Consider the following 15,361-nt stretch of genomic DNA (forward strand, 5'->3'; position numbering starts at 1 on the left):
TGTTTTTTTCTTCACCTGATAGATGGGTTATTGAACATCATTATGTTGGCATATTTGTTACTTTTGATTAACGTTTTTCTGGTTATTCTCAACTCGGCAGTGTGTTCGATTGCAATCTGCCTGATTGCCCTCATCAAAATGGTGTTGCCGACCATACGTTTAAAATCTCATGCCACGGCGGCCGCCAATCGTATGATGTGGTTATGGGCAACGGTCAATACCCAGCTTTTGTCTCTGTCCAACCGGGTCGAGTGGGATATTCAGGGTGGAGAAGGGTTAAAGAAGGATGGCTGGTACCTACTGATCAGTAATCATCTCAGTTGGACCGACATTGTGGTGCTGTGCAGCGTGTTCAAAGATCGTATTCCCATGCCGAAGTTTTTTCTCAAACAGCAGCTGCTGTACGTGCCTTTTATCGGTATGGCTTGTTGGGCTTTGGATATGCCATTTATGCGTCGTTATTCACGTGAGTATTTGATCCGCCATCCACATAAGCGCGGGCAAGATTTACAAACCACACGCCGCTCTTGCGCCAAGTTTCAACATTCGCCAACCACCGTGGTTAACTATGTCGAAGGAACGCGTTTTACTGAGCAGAAAAAGCGCAGCAGTAAAGCGGGTTACGACTATTTGCTGCAACCAAAATCGGGTGGTATTGCGTACACTTTAGCGGCGATGGGCGAGCAGTTTGACCATATCATTGATGTGACGCTGGCTTATCCGCACAACACCGACAAACCTTTTCGCGATCTGCTGCTTGGGCGAATGCGTAAAATCGTGGTGCGTATCCGTGTCTTACCAGTGAATGAGCAGGTGATGGGCGACTATTTCAACGATAAACCCTACAAGCGTCAGTTTCAGCAGTGGCTTGGCGATCTTTGGCAGGAAAAAGATGCTGTGCTCAAAGAGATTCACCGAGGTTAAAAAATCGGGGAGCCCATTGGGCTCCCCGATTTTTATCAACCTAGTGATATTATTTCTTCAGCAGGAAGTTGACCAGTTCAATGTACTCATCAACGCTCTTGATGCCTTGCGCCTGAACGAGGTATTTGTTGTTCACCAGTACCGCAGGCACGCCAGATAAACCGCTATCCTGGAACTGTTTGTCAAAGCGACGCACCATAGAATCCACGGCAAAGCCATTGAAAGCCGCATCAAATTTCTTCGCATCAATACCTTCATCAAGGAAGATTTGGCGCAGCTCGGCGTCATCTTTTGGCGCTTTGCGCAGGTTGTGAATGCGGTTAAACATCACTGGAACCATTTTATCTTCGACTTTTAGCGCAATCATGGTGGCGTAGGCTTTACTCATCGATAGTCCCATCGAACCGCCCATAAAAGAGACGTGATTTTTTTGCAGTTTGACCCCGTCAGGCAGCTGATTTTTCAGTTGCTGGATGATCGGCTCAAAGCTATTACAGTGGGGGCAGTAGAAAGAAAAGAATTCGGTGACACTGGGTTTTTTCGATGCTTCGAGATCCAGCACTTTGTAGTGCTCACCTTGTTTAAAATTGGCAGCGTTGGCTGTTAGGCTGAGCATGAGCAGTGAAAAAAATGCGAACAACTTCTTCATCTAATAATTTCTCCGTTAGTTGTAAGGCTGGTTACCATTGCGGCATCAATGAAAGAGGGGGCTCTTCTAAAGCGGCGATTTGTTCTTTAAACGCCAGAACCTGACCTTCCCAGTATTTTGGCTCATTGAACCAAGGAAAGGCGAGGGGAAACGCCGGATCCTGCCATCGTTTTGCCAACCAGGCCATATAATGCACCATTCGTAGACCACGTAAAGGCTCGATAAGTTTCAACTGAGCGTGATTAAAATCGCAAAAGTCTTGGTAGCCTTCCAGAAAAATATCCAGTTGCATGGTTTTTTCGTGACGCTCACCACTGAGTAACATCCATAAATCTTGTACCGCTGGGCCATTTCGCGCATCGTCTAAATCGACGAACATTGGTCCGTCGCGCCAGAGAATATTCCCCGGATGGCAATCGCCATGCAAGCGGATAATGTCGTTATGAGCAGGCCAGTGATGCTCGATGGCACTGATCAGCCGATCAAGGTCGCTGAAAAAACTATTTTGCAGATGATGTGGGATCATCTCTGATTGCTCAAGAGTGGCCCGTGGCTGGTGGAGGTACTCTTGCAGACCGATAGTTGGACGATGGGCAAAACGTTGTTGGCCGCCCACTTTGTGCATCCGGCCAAGAAAACGGCCGACGCCTTCGAGCTGATCGAGGTTGTCCACTTCAAACTGCCGCCCGCCCACGCTGGTAAACAGGGCAAATAAATGGCCTTGATAGTGATGCAAAGTGCGCCCATTGATCACCAAAGGTGGGGCGACGGGAATGTCGTTGTCGAGTAGCTCTAAAGTGAACTGGTGCTCCTCTTCGATCTGTTCAGCGCTCCAGCGCTCTGGACGATAGAATTTCACCACGTAGCGTTTTCGGTCTTCATCGCTGAATTGATACACGCGGTTTTCGTAACTGTTTAACGGCAGAAATCCGGATTCAGCGCGCACACCAATACTCTCTAAGGCGTACCACATAAAGTCGGGGGTTAACGCGGCAAAATTAAACTCACTTTGCGACATAAAAACAAAAAGGCTCATTACTGAGCCTTTTTCCATAATTAAGGGTGAAGTTACAGTTTCTTAATGAAACGGCTTTCTACTTCAATGCTGAAGTCGTTGCTCTTATCGGTCAGTATAAACTGAATTGTCGTAATTGAAGAGCTCAGCTTGTCGGGATTAACCCCTAAACTTAACGGCAGATTCAAAACCTCACCGGGGCTGACGTGAATGGTTTGTTTGCCATACCAGCTCACATCCGACAAGCCTTTCACATCCAGTTGATATTCTTGAGTTTGCTGCGTCTTGTTGATCACTTTCAGCGTGTATGTGTTTTCCACTTCGCCGGAGCTATTGACCTTAAACAGCTGACTGCGGTCACGAATGACACTCAACCCGGCCGGATCCACCGAGGCGACTTGAGCGAAGAACAGCCCGATCATGACTAACAGCACCAGACCATAACCAATCAGTTTCGGGCGCATCACTTTGGTATGTTTGCCAGAAAGACGATGTTCGGTGGTGTAGCTGATCAGCCCTTTTTCGTAGCCCATTCGCTCCATGGTGGTATCACAAGCGTCGATACAAGCGCCGCAGTTGATGCATTCGTATTGTAAACCGTCACGGATATCAATCCCAGTTGGGCAGACCTGCACACATAAGTCGCAGTCGATACAATCACCTAAGCCCAGCTGTTTGGGATCGGCTTTGCGCGAACGAGGTCCGCGTTGCTCACCGCGTTTGGTGTTATAACCGACGATGAAGGTGTCTTTGTCAAACATCGCCGATTGGAAGCGGGCGTATGGGCACATGTGAATACACATGATCGAACGCATCCAACCTGCATTACCGTAAGTACAAATAGCAAAGAACATCACCCAGAACACCGGGCCAAAGCTGGCGTTGAGGGTAAAGAAATCCACCACCAGATCACGAATTGGCACAAAATAGCCGACAAAGGTAAATCCGGTCGCCAGCGCGATAGCAAACCACGCAATGTGTTTGACGGTTTTGCGCAGCACCAAATCGGTGGTTAGCTTGCCGGCATCTTGTTTGCGACGCTTGTTGGCGCTGCCTTCGAGTTTTTCTTCAAACCAGATGTACATAAACGTCCAAACGGTCTGCGGGCAGAGATAACCACACCACACCCGGCCAAGAAAGGTGGTGATAAAGAACAGGCCAAATGCGGCGATCATAAACAGCAGCGCCAGTAAGGAGAGATCTTGTGGGTAGAGCGTGGTGCCAAAGAAGTTAAATTGCTGGCGGCTAAAGTCGAGTAAGATGGCTTGACGATCGCCGTACGAGATCCACGGCACCATCGCAAACAATACAAGCAAAAACCAACCACCATAGCGGCGCAGCTTCTGGTAAGTCCCTTTGCTTTCACGAACGTAAATCCGGTTGCTGGGGTTAAATCTATCGCCGTTTCCTTTGTGGGTCTTCGGGTTAAACGTTTTGGGAGTCACATCTTTGATATCGATTTTATCCTGACTCATGGATTGATCCTTCTTAGGCTTTGGTGGCGCAATTTCTGTTTGTTTGCGCTCAGTGACATTGCTGATAGGCCGCCATTCATCGAATTGAACAGGGCTATCTACTATTTTAGTAAATACTGATGAATGACGATTATACAACCAATAACATTTGTATTTCTTTAACGCTATCAACATTTAACAACAAATTTCAGTACAGTTAACGCAATTTTTCCCTGAACAGCGGGTGAAAATAAAAAAAGCGATTCATCGGAATCGCTTTGAGGAAATCAATCAGTGAGATGTTATTCGATGATGCCACGCGCTCGTAGAATGGCGGTTTTGAAGTCTTCTTCCTGATCTTTTTTCAGTCCAGGAATCATCTCATCTTTGGCACTGTTGCGCATTTTGAGGTGATAAATCAGCACATCGTCAGAAAGTGTTTCCAACGGGCCTTTAAACCCTGCTTCGCCAGCGAGCTTGACGATAAATTGCAACAGGTTCATCTCTTGCTCTTTTTGCCACTCAGGTTCGAGCAGTTCAAGCAACTCTTCAATTCGATGACACTTCATCTCTTTCTCCACAAATTTTATAGGTATTTTGCGTTAAGGTATCAAATTGCAAACAGAAGGCCAAACGGGAATGTGTGGCTTGGCAAAAGAAAAAAGCGCAGCAACTGCTACGCTTTTTAGATTAAGCTGCCTGAATGATTTTAGCCGGAGTTTGCATCAGAGCGGCTTGCTCGACTAGGGTCATACCAAGAGCCATTTTTTTTTGCAGTCGGAGCAACGGCAAAACCATTACGACGACGCATTGCACTACGGTTTGTGTGCGAGAACCTGACTGCTGTTGGGCGCATTTTTTACCTAACGGTCAGGCATATCCATTGCCAATCTAATGGCCTGTACATTTATGAGTTGAACTTCAAAACTTGAAGGGTGGCTCTTTCTGGCGTCTGCCAATCCAAATAAATGTGCAGGAATAACGATATGCATGCATATCATGTATAGATTAGCACCCTTATTAAAATCGATCGATAGTTGCACAATTAATCGCTGGAAAAAATGTCTAACTGATGTGACAAGACGAAGATTACAGTGACTATCTGTGAGCTGGATACTATTCGCCAGTGGTGATTCGTCAGTACACTGAGTGTCTGTTCAAGGAGGTGAATATGTCATTTTTCAAAAAAACGTTGGCCAGCTTTGGTATCGGCAGTGCCAAAGTGGATTCGGTATTGCAGCAGGATGTGTTGTACGCCGGCCAGCAGGCAGAGCTCAAAATCCATGTCTATGGTGGAGCGAGTGCGCAGGAGATTGACAACATCGATGTGAAGCTTTGCTGCCGCTATATCGCCGAAGTCGCACAGGACAGTGGCGATCGAGAAAGCCAGTTGTTGCGGCGCGTCGCTCAGACGCATGTGCTGGCCAAGTGGACGTTGCCCTATGCGTTTACCATCCAGCCAGGTGAAGAGCGGGTCTTTGATGTGAGCTTGGCGATTCCGTGCAACACGCCGATCACCTTAGGCGATGCGCGTGTTTGGCTGGAAACGGGATTGGATGTGGCGATGGCGGTCGATCCCACAGATAAAGACAGTTTGACCGTGCGACCAGATGCGTTGATGGACGGCATTTTCACTGCGTTGGAAGAGAAAGGGCTGCGTATTCGCCAGGTGGAATGCGAAGCGGTTGAGGGGTTTGAGTTGCCCTTTGTGCAAGAATTTGAGTTTGTTCCAACCGCAGGGCCTTATCACGGGCGTTGGCGTGAGTTGGAAATGGTGGCCTATCGTAAGGATGATGGGTTGAGCTTATGGTTTGAAGTGGATCGCCTGCGCGAAGGTGGAAAAGGCATGCTAGCCAGCCTGCTGGGTGCAGGAAAACTGAAACGTGAGTTGACGATTCCCCTTGATGTGAGTGGCCAAGAAGCTGGTGCGCGAGTGGTGCAGTTTTTGGAACAAAGCACGTAAACAAAGCGTCATAATTTTTGGCTTACACGTGTAAGCCAAATGTGCGATACTGACGCGAGATTCAGTCATCTTGTGCGGTGCAGTTTGTTATGTCAGTAAATCAATACAGTGTGCGTGAAGAAGTCGCCAACGCGGTGACGCACGCACTGGGCATGGTGTTTGGGATTGTTGGGCTGATTTTGTTGTTGCTCAAAGCCGCCGAACACAACGCCGACACCTTAACTATAACCAGTATGGCCGTTTACGGCGCCAGCATTATTGTGCTGTTTTTGGCCTCGACACTTTATCACGCGATTCCCTCACCGCAGGCCAAACGTTGGCTGAAAACGTTTGATCACAGCGCCATCTATCTGTTGATCGCGGGTAGCTATACGCCTTTTCTGTTGGTGAGTTTACGCACGCCACTGGCGATTGGTTTAATGATTGTCATCTGGTCGATAGCCCTGCTCGGTATCATCATGAAAGTGGCGTTTGTCTACCGCTTTAAGCGCTTTTCTCTCATATCATACTTACTGATGGGATGGCTCTCTTTGGTCGTGATTTACCAGTTGGCGATCACGTTAGACGTGGGTGGGCTGACACTCTTAGCCTGTGGTGGGGTGATCTACTCGCTGGGCGTGATTTTCTATGTGGCAAAACGCATTCCCTTCAATCATGCCATCTGGCACTGTTTTGTCTTGGCTGGATGCGTTTGCCACTTCTTAGCTATTTATCTCTACGTTCAGCCGGTTTAACGGCTGTCTATCTGCACGATATTGGCTTGTAGCTGATACTGAGCAAGCGGTGGCAGAGCGATTTTTATCGTTTTGCCTTGCGCTAACTGTTGTGGACGCAAATAGGTTTCAGCTAAACGCTTGATCGATTGCCAAACGACGACGTTGTCGTGATACAAAATCTCTCCATCTAGGTCAGTGATTGTCAGCTCGACGGCGACAGTGATCACCGATTGCGTGCTCTGATTGGCGACGGAGAGCGGAATGAGCAACTCGCCGTCTTGATACTCGGCCGCGCGCAGGATCACATCCACACCAGAGTGCGAGAGTTGCAGCACGGGTTTGCCATTGCCGGGGGTGATGGTTACGCCAGCCAGCAGCGGTTTGCGCAGTGACATTGGTTGCGGTGTTTTCTCGCTCTGTTCTGGCAGCAGATAGCGCCAAGTAAAATCATCATTCAGCTCGGCTTGTCGCCCATCGGGCAGGGTAATCACTTGCCCGGCATAGCTGGCGCCACTTAGTAGCATCAAGGCCGTTGTCCACAGTTCCATCTCGTCTCCTTAACGTCGCCAAAAGGCGGGAAAGAACAGCACCAACAAGGTCAAAATTTCTAAACGTCCCATCAACATACCTAGGCTAAGTAACCACTTGGCAGCATCCGGCAGTGGGGCAAAATTGCCTGTTGGGCCAATCACATTGCCCATTCCCGGGCCGACATTCGCCACTGCGGTGATTGAGCCCGAAATGCTGGTGACAGGATCCAGCCCCATGGCACTCAAACCACCAGCGATGGCGATGATGGTGATAAAAAACATCAGACCAAAAGCCACCACGGATCGCACAATGTCGTCATTGACTGGGCGATGGTTGTAGCGCTGCACGAAAATTCCCGAAGGGTGGATGAGTTTCATGATCTGCTTATTGAGCAGCGTCATCGCTATCTGAAAGCGGAAGACTTTAATCCCGCCAGAGGTCGAGCCAGAGCAAGCACCGGCCATCATCAAAAAGGCAAATAACGTGGTCGGCAGAGCGCCCCACGCAGTGAAATCTTCCAAGCCAAATCCGGTGGTGGTCACCACAGAGACAATATTGAACATTGCCACCCGCAGTGCATCGGCGATGGTATAACCGTCGCGCAGAACCAACCAAGTCGCGACCACTAAGCTTGATCCGAGAAACAAAAAGGTAAAGCCCTGCACTTGTGCATCGCGAAACAGCGCGTCTAAACGTCGTTTGCGCAGCGCTGAGACAAACAGCAGAAAAGGCAAGCCGCCCAAAAACATAAACAGGGTTGCAACCCAATGTGCCCCTTTGGAAAAATGGTTCATCGAGCCGTCGGAAGTGGAGTAGCCACCGGTTGATAAGGTAGTGAATGAGTGGTTGATGGCGTCAAACAGGTTCATCCCGGTCAGCAAATAACCCGCGAGGCAAAGCACAGTGAGGATTAGGTACACCGCCACAATATTTTTGGCCACAGTTTTTGCTCTGGGGCTGCTTTTGTCCGACCAATCGGAAGATTCGGTTTGGAACAACTTCATCCCCCCGACGTTGAGCATCGGCAAAACCGCTACTGCCATAACGATAAAGCCCACTCCGCCGAGCCACTGCAAAATCGAACGCCACAATAAGATGCTCGGCGCCATGTTGTCCAAACCACTGAGCACGGTCGAGCCTGTGGTGGTGATGCCGGACATGGTTTCAAAGTAGGCATCGGTAAAGCTAATGTGGTTGATGAACATGAAAGGCAGCGCGGCAAACGCACTGGCTATGGTCCACACCAAACTGGTGATAAGGAACATATCGCGCACGCTGAGTTTAAAGTGCGCGGTGCGACCAATGCTTAAACAGATAAACGCCGCAATATGCGTAATCACCACCGCTTGGGCGAAATCGAGAAAGCCGCCGGTCGCGGTAAAAAACGCCACTAGCGTCGGAACGTACATGAATAGGGCGATTTTGGACAATACCAGCCCAATCACAAACAGTACGGGACGAAAGTTAACCATACAACAGTCCTAGAGGAAGAATGGGCTCGGTTGGAATAAGGCTTCCACGTCGGGCACGTATTTCTTATCGACCAAGAACATCACCACGTGGTCATCTTGCTCAATCACGGTTCTGTCGTGGGCAATCAGCACCTCTTCACCACGTACGATGGCGCCAATGGTGGTACCCGGTGGCAGTTTGATGTCGCCCACCGCGCGGCCAACCACTTTCGAGGTGTTTTCATCGCCGTGTGCGACCGCTTCAATCGCCTCTGCCGCGCCGCAGCGTAGTGAGGAAACGTTGACGATGTCTGCGCGGCGAACGTGGGTTAACAGCGCTGAAATGGTGGCTTGTTGTGGGGAAATCGCCACGTCAATCACGCCGCCTTGAACGAGATCCACATACGCGCCACGCTGGATCAATACCATCACTTTTTTTGCCCCCATGCGTTTGGCCAGCATGGCAGACATAATGTTGGTTTCGTCTTCGTTGGTCAGGGCGATAAACACGTCCACTTGGTCGATGTTCTCTTCCGTCAGCAGCTCTTGGTCTGCGGCGTCACCGCAGAAAACAATGGTGTTTTCCAGCTCTTCAGAGAGTTTTTCGGCGCGCTGCAAATTGCGCTCAATGAGTTTGACGCTGTAAGTCTGTTCGAGCCTTTTCGCCAAACTGGCGCCGATGTTGCCCCCGCCGACAATCATGATGCGGCGATAGGTTTTCTCCAGCCGTTGCAATTCACTCATTACCGAGCGGATGTGATTGCTCGCCGCAACGAAGAACACCTCGTCGTCGGCTTCAATAATCGTGGTGCCTTGCGGGCGGATCGGTCTGCCTTGGCGGAAAATCGCCGCGACGCGGGTGTCGATGTGCGGCATGTGTTCGCGCAGTGCAGAGAGTGCATTACCAACCAACGGCCCGCCGTAATAGGCTTTGACCGCCACGAGGCTGACTTTCTCATCGGCAAAACTGACCACTTGCAACGCGCCCGGGTATTGGATCAAACGTTCAATGTAGCTGGTCACCAGCTCTTCAGGTGCAATCAAGTGATCGACCGGAATCGCGCCCGATTTGAACAGCGCCTCTTTTTCAGCCAAGTATTGCGGAGATCGAATACGCGCAATGCGGTTCGGGGTGTTGAACAGAGTAAACGCCACCTGACACGCCGCCATATTGGTTTCGTCGGTGTTGGTCACGGCGACCAGCATGTCGGCATCTTGCGCGCCCGCTTCATGCAGCACATCGGGGTGGCTGGCATGGCCGTTGACCACGCGCAGATCGTATTTGTCCTGCAACTCCCTCAGTCGGTCGCCGTTTTTGTCGACGATGGTGATGTCGTTGTTTTCCCCGACCAGGTTCTCTGCCAGCGTGCCGCCAACTTGGCCAGCACCAAGAATAATGATCTTCATACTCTGTTCTCTTAAATGGGAACAGGCGACTGAGCTGTGCTCAATCGCCTGTTGTGCTTATGCGTGCTTGCGAAGTACCGCGTAGTAGAAGCCGTCCATGTCTTCTTCGCCCGGCAGAATCTGACGCCCTGGCTGCTCAGGATCGGAGCCAACTAACTCGACATCTTGGGTGCGCTGCAAAAACGCTTTGACCTGTTCGACGTTTTCCATTGGCATGATGGAACAGGTGGCGTAAACCAGCGTACCGCCCGGTTTAAGCTGTGTCCACATTGCATCGAAAATCTCGCTTTGCAGTTGGGCCAAGGCCGCAATATCGTCCTCGCGGCGCAGCCATTTGATGTCGGGATGACGACGAATCACCCCCGTCGCTGAGCAAGGCGCATCAAGCAAAATGCGATCAAATTGTTCGCCTTGCCACCACTGCTGTGGGTGGCGTGCATCGCCGCAAATCACCTGCGCTTGCAGATTGAGGCGCTGCAGGTTCTCTGTCACGCGCTTAAGGCGGGTTTCATCGCAGTCGATCGCCACCACTTCTCGCGCGCTTACCTGCTCTAACACATGGGCGGTTTTGCCACCCGGTGCCGCGCAGCAGTCGAGGATCAACTCGCCATCTTGTGGCTGTAGATAACGCAGAGCCAATTGGGCAGCGGCATCTTGGACTGAAACCCAGCCTTCAGCAAACCCGGGCAGGGCGCGCACATCGGACGGTGCGGCCAATTTTATCGCGTCTTTTGCTTCGCTGTGCGTTGTGCTATCAATGTTTGCATCATTGAGCAGCGCCACATAGGCATCGCGATCGTGGTGCTGTTGATTGACTCGCAGCCACATTGGCGCTTTTTGGTTATTGGCGTCCACAATCTCTTGCCATTGCTGCGGATAGGCTTGTTGTAGTGTTTTCAGCAGCCAGCTTGGGTGGGCGTATTTTCCCGCATTGTGGCTAACAGAAAAGGCATCAAGCTGTTCTTGGTTGCGCTGGTAGTTACGCAGCACCGCGTTAATCAGGCCGCGCAGGCGTGGCCCTTTGAGATCCTGCGCGCCTTCCACGGTATCCGCTACGGCGGCATGGGCTGGAATGCGCATGTGTCCGAGTTGATATAGTCCAACCAAAATCAGATGATGAAAGACGCGTTGTTTGCCTTTGAGCGGTTTTTCCATCAACTGGCTGGCAATGCTTTCCAAACGAGGAAGATAGCGTAGCGCGCCATAGCAGATCTCTTGCAGCAGCGCGTGGTCACGTGGACGAATTGATTGTTGAGCTTCTGGAAGGGCATTGGACAGCGAGTGGCCTTTGTCGACCACAAGATACAGGACGTTGGCAGCCGCAGCGCGAACATTCATGTTGAGTACCTTAAAGTTAAAGAGGGCGTCTCTGCCCTCGTAAAGTTCTTAGTGAGGCGAGTTGCATCGCCGAGAAAATTAAACCAGCACTGAGCCGACTTCAAACCAAGCCGCGCGCGAGTTAAGCACATCCTGCACTGGCATCGCTTTTTTACCCGGGATTTGGATCTGTTCTAAAACCAGTACACCGTTGCCAGTGGCGACGTAAATGCCGCTTTTGTCTGCTTGCAAAATGGTCCCGGCCGCTTTTGAGCTGGTTTGCTCTGCGATGCGGCTTTGCCACACTTTGATGCTGTTTTCGGCCACGTCAAAGTGGCTGATCGGCCAAGGGTTGAAGGCGCGTACACAGCGTTCAATGTGCGCTGCATCGTCTTGCCAGTTGATGCGTGCTTCTTCTTTGCTGAGTTTTTTCGCGTAGTTAGCGAGCTCGTCGTCTTGTTTTACTGCCACGGCGGTGCCAGCGGCAATTTCGCTCAAACAGTCGAGTAACGCTTTCGGGCCAAGCTGCGCCAGTTTGTCGTACATCGAGCTGCTGGTGTCGCTCGGTTCAATCGGTAAAGTGGCGACTTTAAGCATGTCACCGGTATCGAGGCCGATGTCCATCTGCATGATGGTTACGCCTGTTTCGGCATCACCCGCCCAGATAGAGCGCTGAATCGGCGCAGCACCACGCCAACGTGGCAAGATAGAACCGTGTACGTTAATACAACCGAGTTTGGGCGTGTCCAGTACCGCTTGCGGCAGTAACATCCCATAAGCCACCACCACCATGAGATCGGCATTTAGGTCGGCAAGCGCTTGCTTGGCTTCAACCGATTTAAAGTTTTCCGGTTGATACACCGGAATGTTGTGCTCAAGGGCTAACTCTTTGACTGGCGGCGCGGCCAGTTTTTTACCCCGGCCCGCGGGGCGATCGGGGTTAGTGTACACCGCAATAACGTCGTGCTCCGAAGACAACAACGCCGCCAAATGACGGGCGGCGAAATCCGGAGTCCCTGCAAAGACAATACGTAAAGACTGGCTCAAGGCTGACTTCCTTCTAAATTCAAAATGGTCGTATTAGGCATTTTTTTCGTTGTAGCGTTTAATTTTCGCTAATTTGTCCTGAATACGTTTGCGCTTAAGCGGCGAGAGGTAATCGACAAACAACTTACCTTGAAGATGGTCGAGCTCGTGTTGAATACAGATCGCCAATAAATCATCGGCCTCAAGCGTGAATGGGTTGCCATCACGATCCAGCGCCTTGACGGTGACTTCTGCCGCACGAGGTACCAATGCGCGCGCTCCGGGAACCGACAAACAGCCTTCTTCAATGCCGTCTTCACCGCGTTTTTCCAAAATTTCTGGATTGATCAGCACCATTGGCTGATCACGGCTTTCGGAGATATCAATCACCACGATACGCTGGTGGATATCCACCTGTGTTGCAGCAAGGCCGATGCCCTCTTCGTCGTACATGGTTTCGATCATGTCGTCGACGATTTTCTGAATTTCAGGGGTGACGGCGTCGACCGGTTTTGCAACGGTGCGCAGGCGATCATCCGGGAATGTTAATACTTGCAATACAGACATATACACTCAAAATGTTGAAGCGTGCCGAAACAGCACAAACCTAGTTGGCTCAATTCTAGACATTTTATAGCCTAAATGACAGCATCCTGACACCAATTTCCGCGTGTTACTCCCGTTCTTGGGGTAGGGAACTCAATCATGAAGCTAGCCATTAAAGCGCTGTCGCGCGCCATATTATTGCCTCTGTTTTGTACCGCTACGTTAATGGCGCAGGCCGAAACGGTGCCTTTGGCGGTTAAAGCGGACGCACCGAAAACCTATGTGGTAGTGAAAGGCGATACCTTGTGGGATATTTCCGCGCTCTACCTAGACAGCCCTTGGTTGTGGCCACGTTTGTGGCAGATTAACCCAGAGATTGAGAACCCTCATCTGATCTATCCGGGCGATAAGTTGTCGCTGGTGTGGAAAAATGGTCAGCCGATGCTGAGTTTAAAACCTGTGGTCACCTTGAGCCCCAAAGCGCGCATTACCGAGAAGAAAGCTCTGCCGGTTGTGGCGGAAAGCTTAGTGCTCCCTTATCTCCAATCGGATCGCTTATTAGAAAAAGAAAAGCTTGCCACGGTCGCTCGTGTTATGGGTACCAGTGATGGGCATCAATATCTCGCAAAAGAAGAGAGCTTGTTTATCAGCGGCCAACACAGTGAAAAGCAGTGGGCCATCTACCGTGTGGTGGCCGAGTTTACCCGTGACGATCTACCATCGCCAGTGGTTGCGCTGCGTGTGGTCGCAGAAGGGAAGCTTAGGCACAGCGCTGAAGACTATTCGAGTCTTGAAGTGACAGCCCTTCGTCAAGAAGTCTTGCTGAATGACATTGCTTTACCCGTTTCAGAAACTCAACTCAATACCCTGTCTACAACTTTTTATCCTTCTCCGGCACCGCAAGGGCTAGCGGTAAAAATGCTCGGCAATATTGACGGTATTGACTACAGTGCGCCAAATCAGGTGGTGATTTTGGATAAAGGATCGGCGGACAATCTGCGTCAAGGACATATGTTTGAGCTGTATAACACTTCGGCCGAAGTGTATCGCCGAGATGATGCTTTTAGCTATGAATCCGGTTCGGCTGACGAAGCCATCACCTTGCCACAAACGCGCGTTGGCGAACTGATGGTGATCCGCCCTTACGACTATTTTAGTCTTGCTTTGATTACTCGCAGCAATAAACCGATCACCCGAGACATTATCGTTGTGCCGCCCTCAGAGCCTGAACCGAGCCCCTCTACTCAGGAGCCTTAATGTCAGAGCAAGAGCTGATTGCTTGGTTAAGTTTAAGTTTTACGCCGCAGATTGGCGCAAAACGACTAGCCAAGTTACTCAGTATTGATGCTCCACTCAATATTCTCTCCTACTCAGATAATGCTTTACACAACTTGGGGTTTTCGATTGCTCAACTGGCTTATCTGCGGCAAGAGGCTCGCCGCGATGTGGAAGCGGCGCTGACTTGGCAGTTGCAACAAGATCATCACATTCTCACCTTAGCCGACGACAATTATCCGCCACTGCTTAAAGAAGCTGGAGCCGCGCCGCCTTATCTGTTTGTTAAAGGGGAGGTGGGCGCACTGAGCAAGCCGCAACTTGCGATGGTTGGTAGTCGTAATGCCAGCCTAGAGGGGCTGCAGCATGCTCGGCAGTTTGCGGAGTTTTTAGTTCAACAGGGGCTTGCAGTGACCAGTGGTTTAGCGCTGGGTATTGATGGCCACGCTCACGATGGCGCACTCAGTGCAGGTGGTGACACCATCGCCGTGCTCGGCTCAGGGTTGGAACACATTTATCCCGCTCGCCACCGCAAGCTGGCGCAACGAATCGCCGAGAACGGCGCGTTGGTGTCTGAATTTCGCCCTGATGCCAAACCCCGCGCAGAAAACTTCCCTCGCCGTAATCGCATTATCAGTGGCTTAGCGCTGGGGGTGTTGGTTGTGGAAGCGGCGGAAAAAAGCGGCTCACTCATTACCGCTCGTTATGCGGCAGAGCAAGGGCGAGAAGTCTTTGCGCTGCCGTGTTCGATCTCTTCGGTGAATGGTCGAGGCGGCAACCAACTGATCAAAAACGGGGCGTGCTTAGTCTCTGAGCCCAATGACATCTTGCGTGAAATACAATCGTTACTGGATTGGTCTTATCAGCAGCAGACGAGAGATTTATTTTCTCCACTTAATACCGAAGAACAATTGCCATTTCCTGAGCTGTTAGCTAACGTAGGAAGTGAGGCGACACCAGTTGATATTCTGGCAAACAGGACCAATATACCTGTGCAAGAAGTCATGATGCAGCTCCTAGAGCTTGAGCTTTCAGGACATGTTGTTGCAATTAACGGTGGCTATATTCGAAGGGGGAGGGGCTAGCT

General features: G+C 50.6%; 15 protein-coding genes. 5 read left to right on the forward strand and 10 right to left on the reverse strand.

Annotated features, from left to right (window positions below):
- The first annotated feature begins 42 nt into the window (after positions 1-42).
- On the forward strand, positions 43-924 hold the full coding sequence (gene yihG / locus EA26_RS00810; protein ID WP_039422418.1) for a 1-acylglycerol-3-phosphate O-acyltransferase, YihG family: 882 nt from the start codon (positions 43-45) through the stop codon (positions 922-924).
- 49 nt (positions 925-973) lie between these two features.
- Here yihG and EA26_RS00815 read toward each other — a convergent pair whose 3' ends face one another.
- From EA26_RS00815 to EA26_RS00830, 4 genes are all read right to left on the reverse strand, one after another.
- Positions 974-1,573, reverse strand: a complete 600-nt coding sequence (locus EA26_RS00815) for a thiol:disulfide interchange protein DsbA/DsbL (protein WP_039422421.1) — start codon at positions 1,571-1,573, stop codon at positions 974-976.
- A gap of 31 nt (positions 1,574-1,604) precedes the next feature.
- Positions 1,605-2,591 carry a serine/threonine protein kinase gene (locus EA26_RS00820; RefSeq protein WP_039428664.1) on the reverse strand — a complete coding sequence of 329 codons (987 nt, stop codon included), beginning with the start codon at positions 2,589-2,591 and terminating at the stop codon, positions 1,605-1,607.
- A gap of 50 nt (positions 2,592-2,641) precedes the next feature.
- The gene (gene ccoG, locus EA26_RS00825; protein ID WP_039422424.1) at positions 2,642-4,063 is read right to left on the reverse strand and encodes a cytochrome c oxidase accessory protein CcoG; all 1,422 of its coding nucleotides are present in this window, start codon (positions 4,061-4,063) and stop codon (positions 2,642-2,644) included.
- A 281-nt stretch (positions 4,064-4,344) separates the two neighbouring features.
- On the reverse strand, positions 4,345-4,611 hold the full coding sequence (locus tag EA26_RS00830) for a YihD family protein (RefSeq protein WP_039422426.1): 267 nt from the start codon (positions 4,609-4,611) through the stop codon (positions 4,345-4,347).
- A 602-nt stretch (positions 4,612-5,213) separates the two neighbouring features.
- On the opposite strand from EA26_RS00830, the gene EA26_RS00835 reads away from it, so the two are divergent.
- Positions 5,214-6,005, forward strand: a complete 792-nt coding sequence (locus EA26_RS00835) for a sporulation protein (protein ID WP_039422429.1) — start codon at positions 5,214-5,216, stop codon at positions 6,003-6,005.
- Between the two features lie 89 nt (positions 6,006-6,094).
- Positions 6,095-6,739: a PAQR family membrane homeostasis protein TrhA gene (trhA, locus tag EA26_RS00840; RefSeq protein WP_039422432.1), complete on the forward strand. Its 645-nt coding sequence runs from the start codon at positions 6,095-6,097 to the stop codon at positions 6,737-6,739.
- Here the strand turns inward: trhA and EA26_RS00845 are convergent.
- From EA26_RS00845 to def, 6 genes are all read right to left on the reverse strand, one after another.
- Positions 6,736-7,269 carry a DUF3157 family protein gene (locus EA26_RS00845; protein WP_052079588.1) on the reverse strand — a complete coding sequence of 178 codons (534 nt, stop codon included), beginning with the start codon at positions 7,267-7,269 and terminating at the stop codon, positions 6,736-6,738. The genes trhA and EA26_RS00845 overlap by 4 nt on opposite strands.
- A gap of 9 nt (positions 7,270-7,278) precedes the next feature.
- On the reverse strand, positions 7,279-8,724 hold the full coding sequence (locus tag EA26_RS00850; protein ID WP_039422435.1) for a TrkH family potassium uptake protein: 1,446 nt from the start codon (positions 8,722-8,724) through the stop codon (positions 7,279-7,281).
- A 9-nt stretch (positions 8,725-8,733) separates the two neighbouring features.
- Positions 8,734-10,110 (reverse strand): Trk system potassium transporter TrkA, encoded by a 1,377-nt coding sequence (gene trkA / locus EA26_RS00855; RefSeq protein WP_039422438.1) that lies wholly within the window; start codon positions 10,108-10,110, stop codon positions 8,734-8,736.
- Between the two features lie 57 nt (positions 10,111-10,167).
- A complete protein-coding gene (gene rsmB / locus EA26_RS00860; RefSeq protein ID WP_039422439.1) occupies positions 10,168-11,448 on the reverse strand; it encodes a 16S rRNA (cytosine(967)-C(5))-methyltransferase RsmB in 1,281 nt (426 codons plus the stop codon).
- A gap of 78 nt (positions 11,449-11,526) precedes the next feature.
- Positions 11,527-12,474, reverse strand: coding sequence for a methionyl-tRNA formyltransferase (gene fmt / locus EA26_RS00865; protein ID WP_039422440.1), 948 nt, complete (start codon positions 12,472-12,474; stop codon positions 11,527-11,529).
- Between the two features lie 33 nt (positions 12,475-12,507).
- Positions 12,508-13,020: a peptide deformylase gene (gene def, locus EA26_RS00870; protein WP_039422442.1), complete on the reverse strand. Its 513-nt coding sequence runs from the start codon at positions 13,018-13,020 to the stop codon at positions 12,508-12,510.
- Positions 13,021-13,158: 138 nt separating this feature from the next.
- Between def and EA26_RS00875 the strand changes: the two genes are divergently transcribed.
- Both EA26_RS00875 and dprA read left to right on the forward strand, forming a co-directional pair.
- Positions 13,159-14,256 carry a LysM peptidoglycan-binding domain-containing protein gene (locus tag EA26_RS00875; RefSeq protein ID WP_039422444.1) on the forward strand — a complete coding sequence of 366 codons (1,098 nt, stop codon included), beginning with the start codon at positions 13,159-13,161 and terminating at the stop codon, positions 14,254-14,256.
- Positions 14,256-15,359 (forward strand): DNA-processing protein DprA, encoded by a 1,104-nt coding sequence (gene dprA, locus EA26_RS00880; protein WP_039422445.1) that lies wholly within the window; start codon positions 14,256-14,258, stop codon positions 15,357-15,359. The genes EA26_RS00875 and dprA overlap by 1 nt, the downstream gene beginning before the upstream one ends.
- Positions 15,360-15,361 lie beyond the last annotated feature (2 nt).

Origin of the sequence: Vibrio navarrensis (assembly GCF_000764325.1) — a bacterium.
GTDB lineage: Bacteria > Pseudomonadota > Gammaproteobacteria > Enterobacterales > Vibrionaceae > Vibrio > Vibrio navarrensis.

Coding starts and splice junctions, on each gene's coding strand:
- yihG (WP_039422418.1), top strand. CDS start 43: ATGTTGGCATATTTGTTACTTTTGATTAACGTTTTTCTGGTTATTCTC.
- EA26_RS00815 (WP_039422421.1), bottom strand. CDS start 1,573: ATGAAGAAGTTGTTCGCATTTTTTTCACTGCTCATGCTCAGCCTAACA.
- EA26_RS00820 (WP_039428664.1), bottom strand. CDS start 2,591: ATGTCGCAAAGTGAGTTTAATTTTGCCGCGTTAACCCCCGACTTTATG.
- ccoG (WP_039422424.1), bottom strand. CDS start 4,063: ATGAGTCAGGATAAAATCGATATCAAAGATGTGACTCCCAAAACGTTT.
- EA26_RS00830 (WP_039422426.1), bottom strand. CDS start 4,611: ATGAAGTGTCATCGAATTGAAGAGTTGCTTGAACTGCTCGAACCTGAG.
- EA26_RS00835 (WP_039422429.1), top strand. CDS start 5,214: ATGTCATTTTTCAAAAAAACGTTGGCCAGCTTTGGTATCGGCAGTGCC.
- trhA (WP_039422432.1), top strand. CDS start 6,095: ATGTCAGTAAATCAATACAGTGTGCGTGAAGAAGTCGCCAACGCGGTG.
- EA26_RS00845 (WP_052079588.1), bottom strand. CDS start 7,269: ATGGAACTGTGGACAACGGCCTTGATGCTACTAAGTGGCGCCAGCTAT.
- EA26_RS00850 (WP_039422435.1), bottom strand. CDS start 8,724: ATGGTTAACTTTCGTCCCGTACTGTTTGTGATTGGGCTGGTATTGTCC.
- trkA (WP_039422438.1), bottom strand. CDS start 10,110: ATGAAGATCATTATTCTTGGTGCTGGCCAAGTTGGCGGCACGCTGGCA.
- rsmB (WP_039422439.1), bottom strand. CDS start 11,448: ATGAATGTTCGCGCTGCGGCTGCCAACGTCCTGTATCTTGTGGTCGAC.
- def (WP_039422442.1), bottom strand. CDS start 13,020: ATGTCTGTATTGCAAGTATTAACATTCCCGGATGATCGCCTGCGCACC.
- EA26_RS00875 (WP_039422444.1), top strand. CDS start 13,159: ATGAAGCTAGCCATTAAAGCGCTGTCGCGCGCCATATTATTGCCTCTG.
- dprA (WP_039422445.1), top strand. CDS start 14,256: ATGTCAGAGCAAGAGCTGATTGCTTGGTTAAGTTTAAGTTTTACGCCG.